The 14,181-nt window shown below is 61.5% G+C and carries 12 protein-coding genes; 3 read left to right on the forward strand and 9 right to left on the reverse strand.

Annotated features, from left to right (window positions below):
• From PG5_RS12705 to PG5_RS12720, 4 genes are all read right to left on the reverse strand, one after another.
• Positions 1 to 1,511 (reverse strand): phosphatidylserine/phosphatidylglycerophosphate/cardiolipin synthase family protein (locus PG5_RS12705; protein ID WP_042955364.1); only part of this gene is annotated, 1,511 nt, incomplete at its 3' end.
• Positions 1,508 to 4,225, reverse strand: coding sequence for a type VI secretion system Vgr family protein (locus PG5_RS12710; protein WP_042955365.1), 2,718 nt, complete (start codon positions 4,223 to 4,225; stop codon positions 1,508 to 1,510). The genes PG5_RS12710 and PG5_RS12705, both read right to left, overlap by 4 nt.
• Positions 4,226 to 4,654: 429 nt before the next feature.
• Entirely contained in the window at positions 4,655 to 5,428 is a 774-nt protein-coding gene (locus tag PG5_RS12715; RefSeq protein ID WP_020797535.1) for a response regulator transcription factor, read from the reverse strand.
• 91 nt (positions 5,429 to 5,519) lie between these two features.
• Complete coding sequence (locus PG5_RS12720; RefSeq protein ID WP_020797536.1) at positions 5,520 to 5,993, reverse strand: prepilin peptidase; 474 nt, start codon at positions 5,991 to 5,993, stop codon at positions 5,520 to 5,522.
• Between the two features lie 74 nt (positions 5,994 to 6,067).
• Between PG5_RS12720 and PG5_RS12725 the strand changes: the two genes are divergently transcribed.
• Together PG5_RS12725 and PG5_RS12730 are read left to right on the forward strand one after the other, a co-directional pair.
• Positions 6,068 to 6,508, forward strand: coding sequence for a TadE/TadG family type IV pilus assembly protein (locus PG5_RS12725; protein ID WP_020797537.1), 441 nt, complete (start codon positions 6,068 to 6,070; stop codon positions 6,506 to 6,508).
• On the forward strand, positions 6,505 to 9,267 hold the full coding sequence (locus tag PG5_RS12730; protein WP_042955366.1) for a PAS domain-containing sensor histidine kinase: 2,763 nt from the start codon (positions 6,505 to 6,507) through the stop codon (positions 9,265 to 9,267). The genes PG5_RS12725 and PG5_RS12730 overlap by 4 nt, the downstream gene beginning before the upstream one ends.
• On the opposite strand, the gene PG5_RS12735 is transcribed toward PG5_RS12730, so the two are convergent.
• The 5 genes from PG5_RS12735 to PG5_RS12755 form a co-directional block, all read right to left on the reverse strand.
• Positions 9,237 to 11,204: a pilus assembly protein TadG-related protein gene (locus PG5_RS12735; RefSeq protein WP_020797540.1), complete on the reverse strand. Its 1,968-nt coding sequence runs from the start codon at positions 11,202 to 11,204 to the stop codon at positions 9,237 to 9,239. The two genes, PG5_RS12730 and PG5_RS12735, sit on opposite strands and share 31 nt — an antisense overlap.
• A 123-nt stretch (positions 11,205 to 11,327) precedes the next feature.
• Positions 11,328 to 11,888 carry a DUF4136 domain-containing protein gene (locus PG5_RS12740; RefSeq protein ID WP_020797541.1) on the reverse strand — a complete coding sequence of 187 codons (561 nt, stop codon included), beginning with the start codon at positions 11,886 to 11,888 and terminating at the stop codon, positions 11,328 to 11,330.
• A gap of 55 nt (positions 11,889 to 11,943) precedes the next feature.
• The gene (locus tag PG5_RS12745) at positions 11,944 to 12,561 is read right to left on the reverse strand and encodes a DUF4136 domain-containing protein (RefSeq protein WP_020797542.1); all 618 of its coding nucleotides are present in this window, start codon (positions 12,559 to 12,561) and stop codon (positions 11,944 to 11,946) included.
• A 12-nt stretch (positions 12,562 to 12,573) separates the two neighbouring features.
• Positions 12,574 to 13,323, reverse strand: coding sequence for a methyltransferase domain-containing protein (locus PG5_RS12750; RefSeq protein WP_020797543.1), 750 nt, complete (start codon positions 13,321 to 13,323; stop codon positions 12,574 to 12,576).
• Positions 13,323 to 13,625 (reverse strand): MazG-like family protein, encoded by a 303-nt coding sequence (locus tag PG5_RS12755; RefSeq protein WP_020797544.1) that lies wholly within the window; start codon positions 13,623 to 13,625, stop codon positions 13,323 to 13,325. The genes PG5_RS12750 and PG5_RS12755 overlap by 1 nt, the downstream gene beginning before the upstream one ends.
• A gap of 174 nt (positions 13,626 to 13,799) precedes the next feature.
• Here PG5_RS12755 and PG5_RS12760 point away from each other — a divergent pair, with 174 nt between their 5' ends.
• Entirely contained in the window at positions 13,800 to 14,093 is a 294-nt protein-coding gene (locus PG5_RS12760; protein ID WP_020797545.1) for a hypothetical protein, read from the forward strand.
• The last annotated feature ends 88 nt before the right edge of the window (positions 14,094 to 14,181 follow it).

Raw genomic sequence — 14,181 nt, forward strand, 5'->3', positions numbered from 1 at the left:
ACGTACACCGGCATCCACCGTTGGCCCGCGGGCGAGTCGGGGGCGACCAGCGAACACAGGTGCACCTTCAGGCCGGGACGTTCCTCCTGTTGAACCGTGCTGTCCTTGATCGCCCGGGCTTGCCATTCAAGCTCAGCCTCCCACCTGGCCAGTTCCTGCTGCCCGACGCGGTCGTGAGGTTCGAAGGTCGGCCGGGGCGGTGCGTTTTGTTTCACCGCTTCGATGCGCTGTAACTTGGTGACTCCGGGAATGAGCTCACCCCGGCCGAGGCTCTGGAGCATGCGCTGGGTGTTAACCGCGCCAGACCCAACGCTGTCTTCGCTGGCATTGGTGATCACGAACAAGTGCAACGGACCGTGTATGCCGGGGTCGCGCCCGGCTTTGGTCTGGCCCGCTGCCACAGCCTTGATCAGCTCGGCCAGAGGGGGCCAGCGAAAGTACTGGTTTTCGATGTAGATGAACTGGGTCGCGTTGTTGACGGCTTGCAGGTAGAGCTGCTCGATGTCGCGCTTGCCCTCCTGGGCCTGGGTGCGGAGGATCTGCGCGATTTGTCGGGTGGCGTCCGGGATACATTGCAGTTGCGGTCCGACCTGCATGGACTGCCGTGAGGCAATCAGGTCCTCGCCGGTTTCCTTGCGCCAGGCCTTGGCGAAATTGTTGTGCAGGGCTTCCAGGATCGGCCCACTGACGCGGCTGGAAATGTCCTGACGCGGGGTCATGCCGCGCGGGCCTTGATGGGGGAGTGGTTTGCGCTCCTCGGAACGGTTCAGCGCCGAATGGGCATTGGTGTCCCAGTACTCATCGAGCATGTTGTGGCCCATGACGAAACCGACGGCACAATCCGGCAGTTCGAAGTCGACCAGCACGGTTTTTTGATGATGCGTGGGGGTCGCTTTCAGGAAGAAGCGCGTAGCCCCACTGACCTGCGGATCGAGACTCGCGCGTCGCACTTGATGGGCGATTTCCGCTCGTTCGTTAACATCGAAACCACGACTGACAAACACTGGCCGCTTGAGTCCACCACGTTCCACCGCCTGGTCACCCTGGACCGCAAATTCGGCAAACCATTGGCGGTCATAGTCGTATTGCGCCTGGGTGGAGCTCTGCAAGGCCCGGTCGTTGACGGGGAACGTGCCTTTGCCGGGCAAGTTGGCTTCACCCGACAGGCCGGCAGCATTGAAAGGCGCCTCCCAACCCAGTATCCGCACCTTGACGTCCGCTTGCGCCTTGGCCTTGAGTAGCTCACCGATGCTCGGCGCCTTGGGATCTCGATCTCGATCGCGAATGAAATACATCGACGGCTGGAAGCCCCAGCAGATGATGTCGACCGTTTTCGTGGCGTTGAAAATAGCCTCGTAAACCGCCTTGAAGGTGTCTTCACCATTGATCAACGGTTCATAGGTCGCCATGGCGGGCGGATATTCGGTGTCCTGTACATACCAGGGCGGGGTGCAGGTCACCTCTTGGCTGTGCTGGAATGCAACCGGTGAGACGAACTCATAGCGGCTCATGACGTCTTCCCTGTCTGATCGTTGATTGCATGTAGCGCCGCGTCGTACAGCGCGCGATGATCGGTGTGCGAGCTGGGTTGGCTCATCTCTGAATCGGCCTGCGCGGTGTGGTTGTGCAAGCCGCGATTGGCCATATGGGCCTGATCGGCATTGCGGTATTCGCCAGGCACTGGGATGTGATGGGTCACGCCGTTGGCCATGACTAACCGGTAGCTGCGGGTCACGACCTGATGATCGATCGACAGTTGCCCGGTCTTGTCCAGCACGCCTCGCTGGAGCACGGCACCGTCGGCGTAGAGGGTATAGGGCATGCCCGCCCAGCCCTCGCGGATGGCATTGGGGGCTTGTCCTACATTGAATCTCAGCCTTTGTCTGGACAGGCTTTGCGGGTAATCCGGATGCACGGCGGTCATGCTGGCCGGGCCGCTGTACTCGACGTACACCGCCTTGACGTTGTGATCGCCCAATGTTCCCGATTCGATGCCGTTCGCATCGAGGGTGTAGTAGCTGCCTCCTCCGTTCAGGGTGATTTTCTTTTTCGCGGTGATATGGACTTCGTCTTCGGTGCTGGTGATGTTCAGGCCATGCCGCGCTATCAGTTCCAGGGTGTCGTTCTGTGCCTGAATTTTTACGGCGCCCTGATTGGCGATCAGCTTGATCCCCAGCTTGCGCACGAACAGGCTCAAACCCTGACCCACACCCATGAACAGGCGCTTGACCACACTGAAGTTGGCGTCGCCGCCAGCGTTGAGCATCATGTTCTCCTGCGCCGCCAGTTGCAGGTGCTGGCCGCTGGTGAGGGCAATGCCTTGGGGCGCGCTGAGCAGGATCACCTGCGCCTTGAGCGCGTCGATCTGTTCACGCAATAGCGACATTTGGGCCTGCACATCGGCGGGATCGGCGTTCGCCGCTTGGGCATCTTGCGAGAGTTTTTGCAGTTGTTCGCCGGCTTGTTGCAAGCGTTCCACTGCCGGGCTCATGTCGAGGACCGAGCCTTGCGCCTTGGGCTGTCCGTCGGCGCTGATGAACAACCCTTTGCCTCCACGAATACTCCCCCAATCATCCGTCCTTAGCTCAAACCCTTCCCCGCGTTTTTTCTTCGTGGCATCTACCAAATGCCCCAGGTTCAGCTGGCTCTTGCCGCCATACTCGGTGCTGAGCTTGACGTGCTCCTCCCCGCGCAGGTCTTCCATGCGCAGCTTGTTGTTCGCCGGTGTACGCAGCACGTTGCGGGTGTGGTCGCGCCTGCGCAGGGTCACGTGGTCCGGGTGTTCGCTGTCGTGCAGGGCGTGGGCGATGTAGGGACGGTCGGGGTCGCCCTGTTCGAAGGCGATGGCCACTTCGGTGCCGCAGATCAGCGGCAGGTGCAGGCCGTGGGTGTCGCCGGCGTAAGCGCGCGCCTGGCGCAGCCACATGCTTTCTTCGCCGAGCTTCCACGGGTCGCGGTCGAACAGGAAGTTGACCTTGTAGCGACCTCGCAGATCGATTTCTGCGTATTTGTCGTGGGCTTCGCCGCTGGTGACCCGGGCCGGGACGGTGCCGGCGATTTGTGGTTTGGGCAGCAGTGGCGGGCGAAAGCACAGGGTTTCCGAATAGGGCATGGCTTCAAAGCGGCACTCGAAGCTGGCATCGCGGGCGGCACGGGTACGCACGGCGATGATCGCGCACCGCGGGGTAAAGGCCTGCGGTGCTCCGCCGCCAGTGATGGTCAGCACCTGGCCCGGTGCGAGGGTGGCGCTGCTGCTGATGCCGCTCAGGCGGGTCTGGTCGTTGAGGTAGCGCTCGTGGCGCAGACGTGCGTAGAAGTAGCCGCTTTCGGTTGCCAGGTCTTCGTGCAGATCGTAGGCGCCGCCGAGTACGCGGTAGGGCTCGGCGTAGTGGTAGGCCTCGCCGTAGGTGATTTTCGCCCCGCGGGTCTGGTCGACGTCGGCGTCGAGGTGGGCCCTGGCGTCCAGGGGGTGATAGGCGCGGACGTTGACGTGTTTTTCCACCACCTGGTGATGGGTTTGCAGGTCCCACACGCGGTCCGCATCGCTGCTGAGCCCGGCGGGCGGGAAGCGCGGCAGTTCGACGTCGAACTGGTAGCCGCGCTGCCCGTCGCAGAACTCCACGACGTCGATGTGCAGGCGTTGGTCGCTGGTGACGCGGTACCAGATGCCCACTTCGGCCAGCAGGCGGCTGATGAAGGCCAGGTCGCTTTCGCCGTACTGCATCACCTGTTCGCGCCGGGGGTATTCACGCACCAGGCGGAACAGGAAGTCCTGGCCTCGGAGGTCGTGACGGCTGCGCAGGATACTTTCGACGATTTCCGGTACTGACTTATCCTGGTAGATGCGGTATTGCCGGCCGCGTTCAAGCAAGGCCAAACGCGGTTGCAGGGTGAGTTCGTAGCGGGCTTCGTCACGGGAGGCGGACAGGCGCTTGAGGCCGGTGATCACGCCGTGCAGCGTGCGCAACGGTTTGACCTCGGGCACTTTCCAGGGCATCGGCGCGACGTTCAATGGCGCGGCGTGCAAGCTGAAAGAGGCGTCCTTGCGCAGCAGCTGTTCAGCTTCGAGATCGAGCTCGGCGCTGGTGAACTCTATCTCGTAGGTGAAGGGTTGGCTGAGGCGTTCTTCGCCGCGAAAGGCAAGGACATCGAGGCGGGTCTCGAGGTTGCGGACCCAGAGTTTATGGCGGCTGTGGTTGAAGAAAATGCGCGGTTGGGTGCTCATGGTCAGTCCTTCCTGGTCTGCGGGGGGAGCGGTCAGGAAGGGTTTGGCGTTCACCCGGGTCCTGTGGGGTGAAAGCTTTGGCGAATTGGAAGGAAGCTGGAAATAGGACGATTCTAAGAATGGTGTAGGCCGTTTCTCTATTTGAACAAGGCACTAACCGTGTCGGATAACCCTGTAGGAGCGAGCATGCTCCGGGCGGTGTTCCGACGATGGTCGATAACGATGACGCGGGAAACCAGACGCCCCGCGGTGCCCTCAGGTTTTTCGCGGGCAAGCCCGCTCCCACAGGGGATCCAGTACATCCGCTAGAATCGGATTGGCTGGCAGGCCGTCTTCGCGAGCAGGCTCGCTCCCACAGGTGGACCCAGTACGTCCGCCAGATGCAGGTCGGCTGGCGGGCTGGATATGTACACCAGCCTAAAGCGCAGATCAGCTCGTCGACGCCCGATGCCGCAGCCCTGAATGATTCGGCGTCATCGCCAACGCCAATTGCGTGCGGTTATGCATATGCGTCAACCGCAGCACCTGCGACACGTACAACTTCACCGTGTTCTCGGTAATGCCCAACTCGCAGGCAATCTGATAATTGGTTTTCCCCTTGCCCACCAACCGCGCCACCTCCAGTTGGCGCGGCGACAGCTGATTGAAGATGGCCGGGATCTCGGTTCGCTCGGTATCGCTGGCATCCCCTCCCGAGGCATTCGGTGTACGCCGAACCCGGTCCAGGTCCTGGTACAGATCATCAAGCGACTCGGACAGGTATTGCAGCTTCTGGTTCAGATGCCCCAACTGCAGCGTCTTATGCCGCTCCTGCAGTGCCACTTCCTGGCGCTGTACGCCTTCGAGCAATTCACCCAGGTCAATCGGCTTCTGGTAGTAATCGGCAACGCCGGCGCGCAATGCCTTGATCACATCCTGCTTGTCCGCCTGCCCGGTGAGCATGATGGCTTCGAAGGCCCGGTGTTTACCACTCAGGCGTTGCAGTTCCTGGACCATTTGAATGCCGTCCAGGCCAGGCATGTGCAAATCGCAGAGGACCAGGCCAATGTCCATGTCTTGTTGGAAACGTTCGATCGCCTGATGGCCGGATTCGCAGGGAACGCAGCGGTAGCCGTTGCTCTCAAGAAATTCGCAAAGTTCTGTGACGATCAAGGACTGATCGTCGACCACGAGGACTTTTATTGCCGAAGTACGCTTGTTCACGTGCAACTCCCTGCAAGGCCAAGGACTGACCGTCCTATTACTGAAACCCCTGTATGAAAGTAGTCGCTCTTTCGCCGCTGTACAAAACGGATCACATGCCGAGCCAGGCGAATGTCAGCACCAGCCCCACCAACAAGAAAGGGGCAAAGGGCTGTTTCCTTGACAGACCGGGCTCCAGATAACACAGGCGACTTCTAAGCCCTTGACTGATATGAAGCCAGACTCTTGGCGCCAGCAGTATCCAACACACACTGGCCAGGCCGGCACCGATAAACACGCCCAGCACGTGCCGACCATCGGTCGCCAGCCCCAGGGCGGTCATGAGCTTGACGTCCCCACCACCGAGGCGACGCATCGCATAGCCGGGCAAGGTGAAGGCCATGGCCAGCAACGCAGCCCAGCCACCCTGCGTGGCTGGGGCGCCGATCCAGGTGGTTCCGCTCCATAGCAGATACGCCAGCGCCAGCGCCCCCACGCCCAGGGTCAGGCGGTTGGCGATGTGCCGTTGCTGGGCATCTTGCGCTGCGCATAGCGTCAGCCAGATCAGTAGGACAAAGCTCTGCATCCGGTAAAAAACGTCCGTTATGGCGGAATGATTCTATGCTGACATTACCTCGTGATGTCAGGGTAGTCGCACTCATGAAAAGCAACCTCCCACGTAAGCAAAAAGGTGCCGTAGCGATTGAATTTGCCTTGGTGTTCGTGATCTTTTTTGCCGTGTTCTACGCGATTGTCACGTATAGCCTGCCGCTGTTGCTGATGCAGTCGTTCAACCAGTCGACCGCCGAAGCCGTGCGCCGTAGCGTGGCCCTGGACCCGAACACGCCCGGCTATGAGGCTGCGCTGAAAAACGTCGTCAAGCTGGAACTGACCCGGCAGTTGGCCTGGATTCCCGCCGGGCTGAATTTCGATGTCGCCACCGACACGACCACTACTTATACGGGCGGCGTGTTGAAGGTGGCCATCCACTATCCCTCGCAAAAGTTAAACGCGGTGATTCCGTTTCTGAACCTGCCGGGGATTGGCCCCATACCGAATTTGCCGGCGACGCTCACCGCCAGTTCGAGCCTGCAATTTTGAGTGCCGGGGATAAACTCTTCGGGCGCCTGCTCAATCGCCACCCGCCGGCACACCAGGAAATCGTGGAGCCCCCAAGCGTACTCAGTGTCGGCCTACAGATACAGCTCGACGCCCAGGGTCGGGTGTTGCACCTGAGCGGCCCACTGCGGCATCTGCTGGCCCAGCAGGCCCCGGCGGCACAGCTTGCACATCTGCTGGATTTTCTCTTGCCCCATTGCAGCCTCGCCATCGAGGGCCCTCCCGCCGATTGGCGGGGTCAGCTTCTGGACCTGGACTTCTACAGCCTCAGCGGCTCGCCCCTGCACCTGCGTGGCTGGGTCCAGCCAATGGCCGACACTTGGTTGCTGCAGTTGCTGGACATCGGCGACTTGCTGCTTGAACGCCGACAAGCGCGCCTGCGCGAGCAGTGCCAGTTGCTCGCGGCGCAAATCGGTGAACAGTTGCGCCTGTGCAGCCTGATGCGCTTGCCCGACGTGCTGGTGGACCAACTGCAATCGCTGGCCCAACGCTTTCACATCCCCTGTATCGCCCTGGCGCTGCTCGATGAGCAGGAGGGCTGGCAGATTCACCAGCACTATGCCGGCTTTGACACGCCCAGCCTGTGGCACAACGGCCAGCGCCTGGGCACCGGCCTCGACAGTCTGGACGGCTCCACGCCGCATCACCTGAACCTGGCCGAGCACCCGCGCCTGCAAGGCACCTTTGGCAACACCGAGGGTTTCGCCGTGCCCTATCACGACGCTCAAGGCGTGGTGGCCTGGTTGCTCTGTGGCTGTTACACGGCCCATCAACAGGCCCCGGACGTCAGCGAGCGCGACTGGCTGCAGTTTGCCGCCGCCCTCGCCGGCCCCTTGCTTGCGCGCTTGCGCGAACATCGCCATCACCTGCAGCTGGAGCGCCTGGAGTCGTTGCAGGCGCTGCTCGGCACCGGCTGGTGGGAAATGTTCAACGACAGCGAGGTGCAATTGGCCCCCTCCCTGGCCCGTGCCCTGCACCTTGAACAGGAACGTTTGCCACTGCAGGACTGGCTCGTCCAAGTGCCCCCCGCCGATCGCGAACAATTGCACAGCCGCCTGCAGGACTTGCGACTCGAAGGCGCGCCCCTGCTGTTGTGCGTGCGCCTGCACCGTGACGACGGCGACACTCCACCGACCTGGTATCGCTTGCAAGGCCAGGCCTTGGGCGTCGGCAACCAACGGCGCCTGGTAGGATTCATGCTCGACATCAGCGACATCAAGAACCAGGAGCAACTCGCCGCTGCCGCGCATGCCCGGCTGGACAATCTGATCGCCAGTTCACCTGCGGTGATTTATGTGCAGCGCTATGTCGAAGGTGCGCTGCAACCGACCTTTTTCAGCGACAGCCTGCAACCCTTGCTGGGCTGGACGCTCGCTGACTGTACCGGAGCGGCGTTGGTCGATCGCGTTCACCCCGAGGATCGCGAGCGTTATTTCGAACGCACCCGCCTGCTGTTGCGCGAAGGCTCGGTACGTGCACGTTATCGGCTGCGCGACAGTCGCGGCAATTACCACTGGCTGCTCGACGAAGCCAGGTTGCTGCGCGATGACCTGGGTTTGCCGGTGGAAGCCGTCGGCCTGTGGCTGGACGTCACCGATGCGACGCTGGCGGCCGAACACGTCAAGCAGAGCGAGGAGCGTTATCGGATGTTGGTGGAGGACTCACCGGCCATGATCTGCCGTTACCGTCCGGACCTGACCCTGTCCTTCGGCAACCGGCCGCTGGCGACCTACCTGGAATGTTCGCCCGAGGGTTTGCCGGGGGTTAACCTGGGCAGCTGGATGTCGGCGCAGCAGCGCGAGTCCTTCCTCCAGCGCCTGAGTCAATTGAGCCCGGAATTTCCGGTGAGCACGGCGGAAATCAATCTGCAATTACCCGGCCGGGAACACGCCTGGTGGGTCTGGTCGGATCGCGGAGTGTTCGACGAGCAAGGCCGCTTGCTGGAGGTGCAGGCCGTGGGTCGCGACAACACCGAAGTCCGGCGCGCCCAGCAACAGCTGACCCAAAGCGCGAAAATGGCCACATTGGGCGAGATGGCCACCGGCCTGGCCCATGAAATCAACCAGCCGCTGAACGTGATGCGCATGGCGATCATTAATGTGCTCAAGCGCTTGGGCAATGGCGATCTACAGATCGATTACCTGACCGACAAGCTCAACCGCATCGACGCTCAGGTCCAGCGTGCGGCGCGAGTGGTGGATCACATGCGCGTGTTCGGCCGCCGCTCGGATATCGAACAGCAGCCGTTCAACCCGGCCCAGGCTATCGACGGCACCTTGTCGCTACTGGCCGAGGGGATGCGCGGCAAAGGGGTGGAACTGCGGGTCAGCGAGTGCGCTTTTGCGGTCCAGGTACGCGGGTATGTCGATCAGCTGGAACAAGTGTTGATCAACTTGATGGTCAACGCCCGGGATGCACTGCTCGGCAAGCGTGAGGCCGACGGTCAATTCAAGCCGTGGATAGCGGTGTATACCGAACGCGATGAACATGCGGTGCGGCTGTGGGTTGAAGACAACGGGGGCGGCATCGATCCGCGCCTGCTGGAGCGGATTTTCGAGCCTTTCTTCACCACCAAGCCAGTGGGCGTCGGCACTGGGCTGGGGTTGTCTGTGAGCTACGGCATCGTGCAGAACATGGGGGGAACACTCAGCGTCAGAAACTCGGCCGAGGGCGCGCGATTTTGCATCGAGCTGCCGATCGTGCACGATGCTCAGATCACCAGCGATGCGCGGCCGGCGTGACAGCTGAGGTTGGCGCCGACTTCGACCTTGTTCAAGTCGATGCCCAGGCTCGCCAGTAGCGTGTTGATCAGGGTATCCAGCAGCGGGCTGAGTACGGTGTTGATCGCATTGACCAGCGCGGTGGTGACGTCGTTCAAGAGGCTGCCCAGGCCACCGATGATGCTGCCCGACAGCCCATACATGTTCACGCCGAGGTCGCTGACGGTGGTGCTCAGGCTGTTGACGATGTTGTTGGTGGTGTAGGCGTAGAAAAACGGTGGCTGGTTGATTTCCGGCAGGTTGGCGGCAGCTGGTGCGGAATACACGTGGGGTATGTTGGCGTTCTGCGCTACCGCGGTATTGACGTGGATGCCGATGCCACCGCTCGGCCGAGGGTTGTAGCAGACCGCCGGTAAAAACAGCAGCCGGTTGCAGGTTTGCACGCCGACATAAATGACTTGTAGCGGGTTGACGATATTGGTCGGCGGGACCGTGGCGGAACCAAACACATCCTCCGGGGTGATCTGTCCGATTTTCAGCCCGATCAGCTTGGTCGTGGTGCTGGTGGTCAGGCTTTTATTCGTCGAGCTCATGCAGCTGTAAGCCGTGACATAACTCCAGGCACCGCCCGCTTCCAGAGCAACATCGAGCCGTATCGGCGGAGGCAGAAGCTTGACTTCCGTCGTGTCACACGGTGCACCCAAGCCGCACGTCAGCAACTTGTGCAGTTGCAGGCCCAGCAAGTCTTTCAGAAAGTCGGTCAGCGACGTAGCAAGGTCAAGTACGGCATTGACCAATGGCGTGATGGCGTCCAGTACCGGCAGGTCAATGGACAACAACGTCTTGACCTGGGCGGTTCGAACATAAATGCGGTCAGGCCCCAAGGGCGCCTGGGCCGCCTTTTTCGGATTGCCCACGGCCGACAATTGCGGTGGCTGCATCACCTGCACCCGCGCAGTGATCTGCGCCAGGCCCGCGAGGTTGATCGGCAGGGTCGCCACCAGGCCGTTCTGCTTGTTGGCCAACTGCACGACGCCTTCAATCAGGTCGAAAGCCTTGAGGTTCACTGCCAGGGCCGAGATGTCACTGCCACTTTCGACGTGCAGCAAGTCGCCCAGCACCACGCTGGTCGCACCGGCAGCCAATTTCAGCGCCTTCAGGCTGACGATCGTGGCACTCGCTGCCAGAGTGCCATTGGGGTCCAGGACATTGATGGCGGCCTGGATCAACTGGCTGACGGTGATGCTGTTGGACAGCACCTGGTCGTAGCCTACGGCGGTCAGGCCGAGGTCGACTTTCAGGCGATTGAGGTAGCTGAGCAGGCTGATGTTGCTGTTGACCAAGCCATTCCAGCCTGCGGCATTGATCGTCACGTTGCCTCCCAGCAAGCCACCGAACAGCAAACTGGTAATGGCTGCCTTGCTGGTATCGAATGTCAGCACAGTGCTGCGGATGGTCAGCGCTGCCAGCGGCGGCGGGAGTGCAGCGACCGCTGTGGCCTTCAGGTTCAGGGTCGAGCCAGCAGGGGCACCGCCAAACAGAGCACCAATGCCGCCCGCAAAACTTTGCGGCACGACGTGGCTGGCGATGACCTGGATCGCTTCACTTTTGCCAGGGTCGACGGAAAATATCCGCAGGCTGTTGGCATCCAGGGTCAGCGCACCGCAGCTAACCGCCAGTGCACGCCCGTCGCTGGGCACAGTGAAGCCATTGCGCTGGGCACTGGCGGTGGCATAGCTGGTCGCGGTTGCACCCGTGGAACAATCCCCACCCCGCGTGGCGGCTTCAAGCGCGGCCATGTCGGCGATGCGCTGCAGGTTGCGCTTTTCCAGGTAGAGCCGGCCGCTGTCGATCACCAGCAACATGAACGCCAAGGCCAGCGCCAAGGTAACGGCCGCCATCAAGCCAATGGCCCCTGTTTGTCGGGCAGGGCCGCGAAACTGCATGCGGGGCGACATCGCGCACTCCTTTGCCGGCGCACGGCCGAACGTAACCTCCGTGGGTGTAAGGCAGTGTAGACAAGGGATGGCGTGACTGCTGGCAACTCGCCACCGCCTGTAGGGGGTGTTAATTGGGTGTTTTCACCGGCGGGGTGGGTAGTTGGCCAGAATCCTCGTGACCGTTTCGTGTATCGCATTACTGCGGTCTGTCGGATTCGGCGTGCGGCTGAGCATCTGTTCGTCACTGCCGCGCCAGACCAGCTTGCCGTCCTTGCCGTCGAGCAGGTCGATCTGGATCGTCGCGACCTTGTAGGACACCAGGCGGGTTTCGTTGTACATCGGAGCGCCATAGTAGCCGTACCAAGGGTAACCCCAACCGCCGCCGTAGTTGGTCGTCACCTGTTGCTGGCGATCCTCGACTATCAGGTAAGCCTGCACATTCACATCCCCCCTGGCGCCGGCGCCCGCCTGACGCAGGCCACGTTGCTCGAGCTGATCGGCCACCGAATCGCGCACACGCTGTTCGGTCAGGTCGCTCTTGATCCTGGGGTCATCGGGACGGTATTGCAGCGCCGGTTCTTTCCAGCTCCAGCTGTGATACGCGGCAAAATCGCGGCTGGCATCGAAGTCATGATTGACCTGGTTGGCGGCGCAGGCACTGAGCAGCACGGCCACTGCCAGTAAAGCGAGACGGCGGAACATGGCGATTCTCCGGTAGAAGACATGAACCTGCGAAATGCTTCTGGACTACAGGAAGCTAACTAGGAGGATACGCCGACATTGCCTTTTCTACAGCCTCCCGTATGGCATCGACACGCTCGCCCTCGCTGCCCCGGTTGCTGGTTTCAGCGCTCGAACTCCAAACCGGTTCACCGTTTTGCGCGTCGTACAGGTCAACGTGAACCACCACGACCTGTTCCTCATAAGTGCGCACAATCGGCATGCTGCCGTACATGCCGTAACCCGGGCCATAACCATAGCGGTTATAGCCGCCGTAACCGCCGTAGTAGCCGTAATCGTCCTGGACCTGACGCAAGCGTGTTTCCAAACGCAGGTCTGCGCTGACGAACAGATCCGCCGGCCGGTTGTCACGCAGGGGCCGCAGGCCGCGTTGATCCAGCGCACTGCTGACGGCATCGGCGACCTGCGCCGAGTCCGCCCACGCGGTGCCCGGCGGCATTTGCCCGTTGAGCCAGGCCCAGCTGCGATAACGCCCGTAGTCTCGCGGTGGCGCCGGGTAGGCGCTGCGATCAAAGGTACTGGCCGCCTGAGGTGGCGCTGGCGGCAAAGGCCTGGAACTTGCCACGTACGGATTGCTGCCCTGGCAGGCCGCCAGGCCCAGACAGATCAACAGCAACCCTGCACGACTTTTCATTTCGAACTCCGATCAGACCGGCCGACAGATCCAGTGCAAGTAACGCCCTAGCCCGGCAAAGGCTGGATGGCGCCGATGGGCCAGCTCCATTTCGAGCAGGTCCGACAGCTCGGCGCGGGCCTGGAACTCCACCGGCATGTAATCGTGAAAAACCCGAACGCCACTCTGGCTTTCGACCTGCCACAGCCCCTCAAGTTGCGCTGCCAACTCTCGTGGGTCCAGGGGCTGTTGCGGAGTCAGGCTCTGCTTCTCGCCGGCCATGTCATTCTTGCGCATCTTGCGGAAATGGCCCTTGAGCAAGTTGCGATAGATCAGTGCGTCGCGGTTGTAGAAGGCCAGGGATAGCCAACCATCGGCCTTGGTCAACTGGTGCAGTACCGGCAGGATGGCGTGCGGTTCGGCCAGCCATTCAAGCACGGCATGACACAACACCAGGTCGTAGCGTTCGGTGAGCTGACCGGGCAGTTCCTGCCAGGGCGCCTGGATAAAGGTCGCATTCTGTTCCGCATCGGCAAAGCGCTGGCGGGCGCCCTCGAGCATCGGTTCGGCGGGCTCGGCCAGGGTCACCTGATGACCACGCTGGGCCAGCCACAACGACATGTGGCCGAGGCCCGCGCCAATATCCAGGACCCGCAGTGGCCGATCCGGCAGGGCTTCGGCCAGATCGGCCTGCAGCACCGCCAGGCGAATCGCGCCTTTGGCGCCGCCGTAGATTTTTTCGGCGAAACGCGTCGCCAGTTGATCGAAATGACGGTCGCTCATCAGCCGAACCTCCGCTCGCTGTCCGCCAGCTTGCTGCGTACAACGTCATTCATGTCCAGCCCCAGTTCGCTGCACAGCAACAACAGGTAGAGCACGATATCGCCGATTTCCTGCCCGGCATGGGCCAGCTTGTCAGCCGGCAGCTGCCGTGACTGGTCTTCGCTCAGCCACTGGAAAATCTCCACCAGCTCGGACATTTCGACACTCGCGGCCATGGCCAGGTTTTTCGGGCTGTGAAATTGCCGCCAGTCATTGCGATCACGGATAGCGTGCAGGCGTTCGGTCAGTTCAACAAGGTTCATCGGGCTCTCCTGAAGACGTATAGCTTCGGGGGGATGACGGGGGAAGGCAAGTGCCTGGCAGCATTGTCGGTCTTTGCACCATAATCATTCGATGGCGTGATTCGTGGCGCCTGTGAAAATTCGCGGCAAGTCGAACCGTCGCTCCGCAGCTCCTACAGACAGGACGTTCATTTCATGCAGGTAGAAGGTTTTTTCGAATGGCTTGGCCAGGTCCTCGGCTCAATCATCCGCTTCATCGTTGATGGCCTCAGCGGTCTGTTCCAACTGGTGAGTCGCGCGAGCAGCCATTTTGTCGAGGGCTTGTCCGAGGCACTGGGCATGGACACGTCGATCATCAGCATCATCACCCTGATCGTCGGGTTGGTGTTGTTATGGTCGGCCATTCGCGCGTTCATGAACGCCGCGTTTATCATGGGGATCATCTGGTTGATGCTGGGGTTGTGGTTGCTCAGCTGGATCATGCACTGACCCCACCCCCCCTGTGGGAGCGAGCCTGCTCGCGAAGATGGCGCGACATTCGACATTGATGTAGTTCAAAGACCGCCTTCGCGAGCAG

The organism is Pseudomonas sp. G5(2012) (assembly GCF_000408945.1).
Lineage (GTDB): Bacteria > Pseudomonadota > Gammaproteobacteria > Pseudomonadales > Pseudomonadaceae > Aquipseudomonas > Aquipseudomonas umsongensis.

Coding starts and splice junctions, on each gene's coding strand:
- PG5_RS12760 (WP_020797545.1), top strand. CDS start 13,800: ATGCAGGTAGAAGGTTTTTTCGAATGGCTTGGCCAGGTCCTCGGCTCA.
- PG5_RS12755 (WP_020797544.1), bottom strand. CDS start 13,625: ATGAACCTTGTTGAACTGACCGAACGCCTGCACGCTATCCGTGATCGC.
- PG5_RS12720 (WP_020797536.1), bottom strand. CDS start 5,993: ATGCAGAGCTTTGTCCTACTGATCTGGCTGACGCTATGCGCAGCGCAA.
- PG5_RS12710 (WP_042955365.1), bottom strand. CDS start 4,225: ATGAGCACCCAACCGCGCATTTTCTTCAACCACAGCCGCCATAAACTC.
- PG5_RS12740 (WP_020797541.1), bottom strand. CDS start 11,888: ATGTTCCGCCGTCTCGCTTTACTGGCAGTGGCCGTGCTGCTCAGTGCC.
- PG5_RS12745 (WP_020797542.1), bottom strand. CDS start 12,561: ATGAAAAGTCGTGCAGGGTTGCTGTTGATCTGTCTGGGCCTGGCGGCC.
- PG5_RS12750 (WP_020797543.1), bottom strand. CDS start 13,323: ATGAGCGACCGTCATTTCGATCAACTGGCGACGCGTTTCGCCGAAAAA.
- PG5_RS12735 (WP_020797540.1), bottom strand. CDS start 11,204: ATGTCGCCCCGCATGCAGTTTCGCGGCCCTGCCCGACAAACAGGGGCC.
- PG5_RS12725 (WP_020797537.1), top strand. CDS start 6,068: ATGAAAAGCAACCTCCCACGTAAGCAAAAAGGTGCCGTAGCGATTGAA.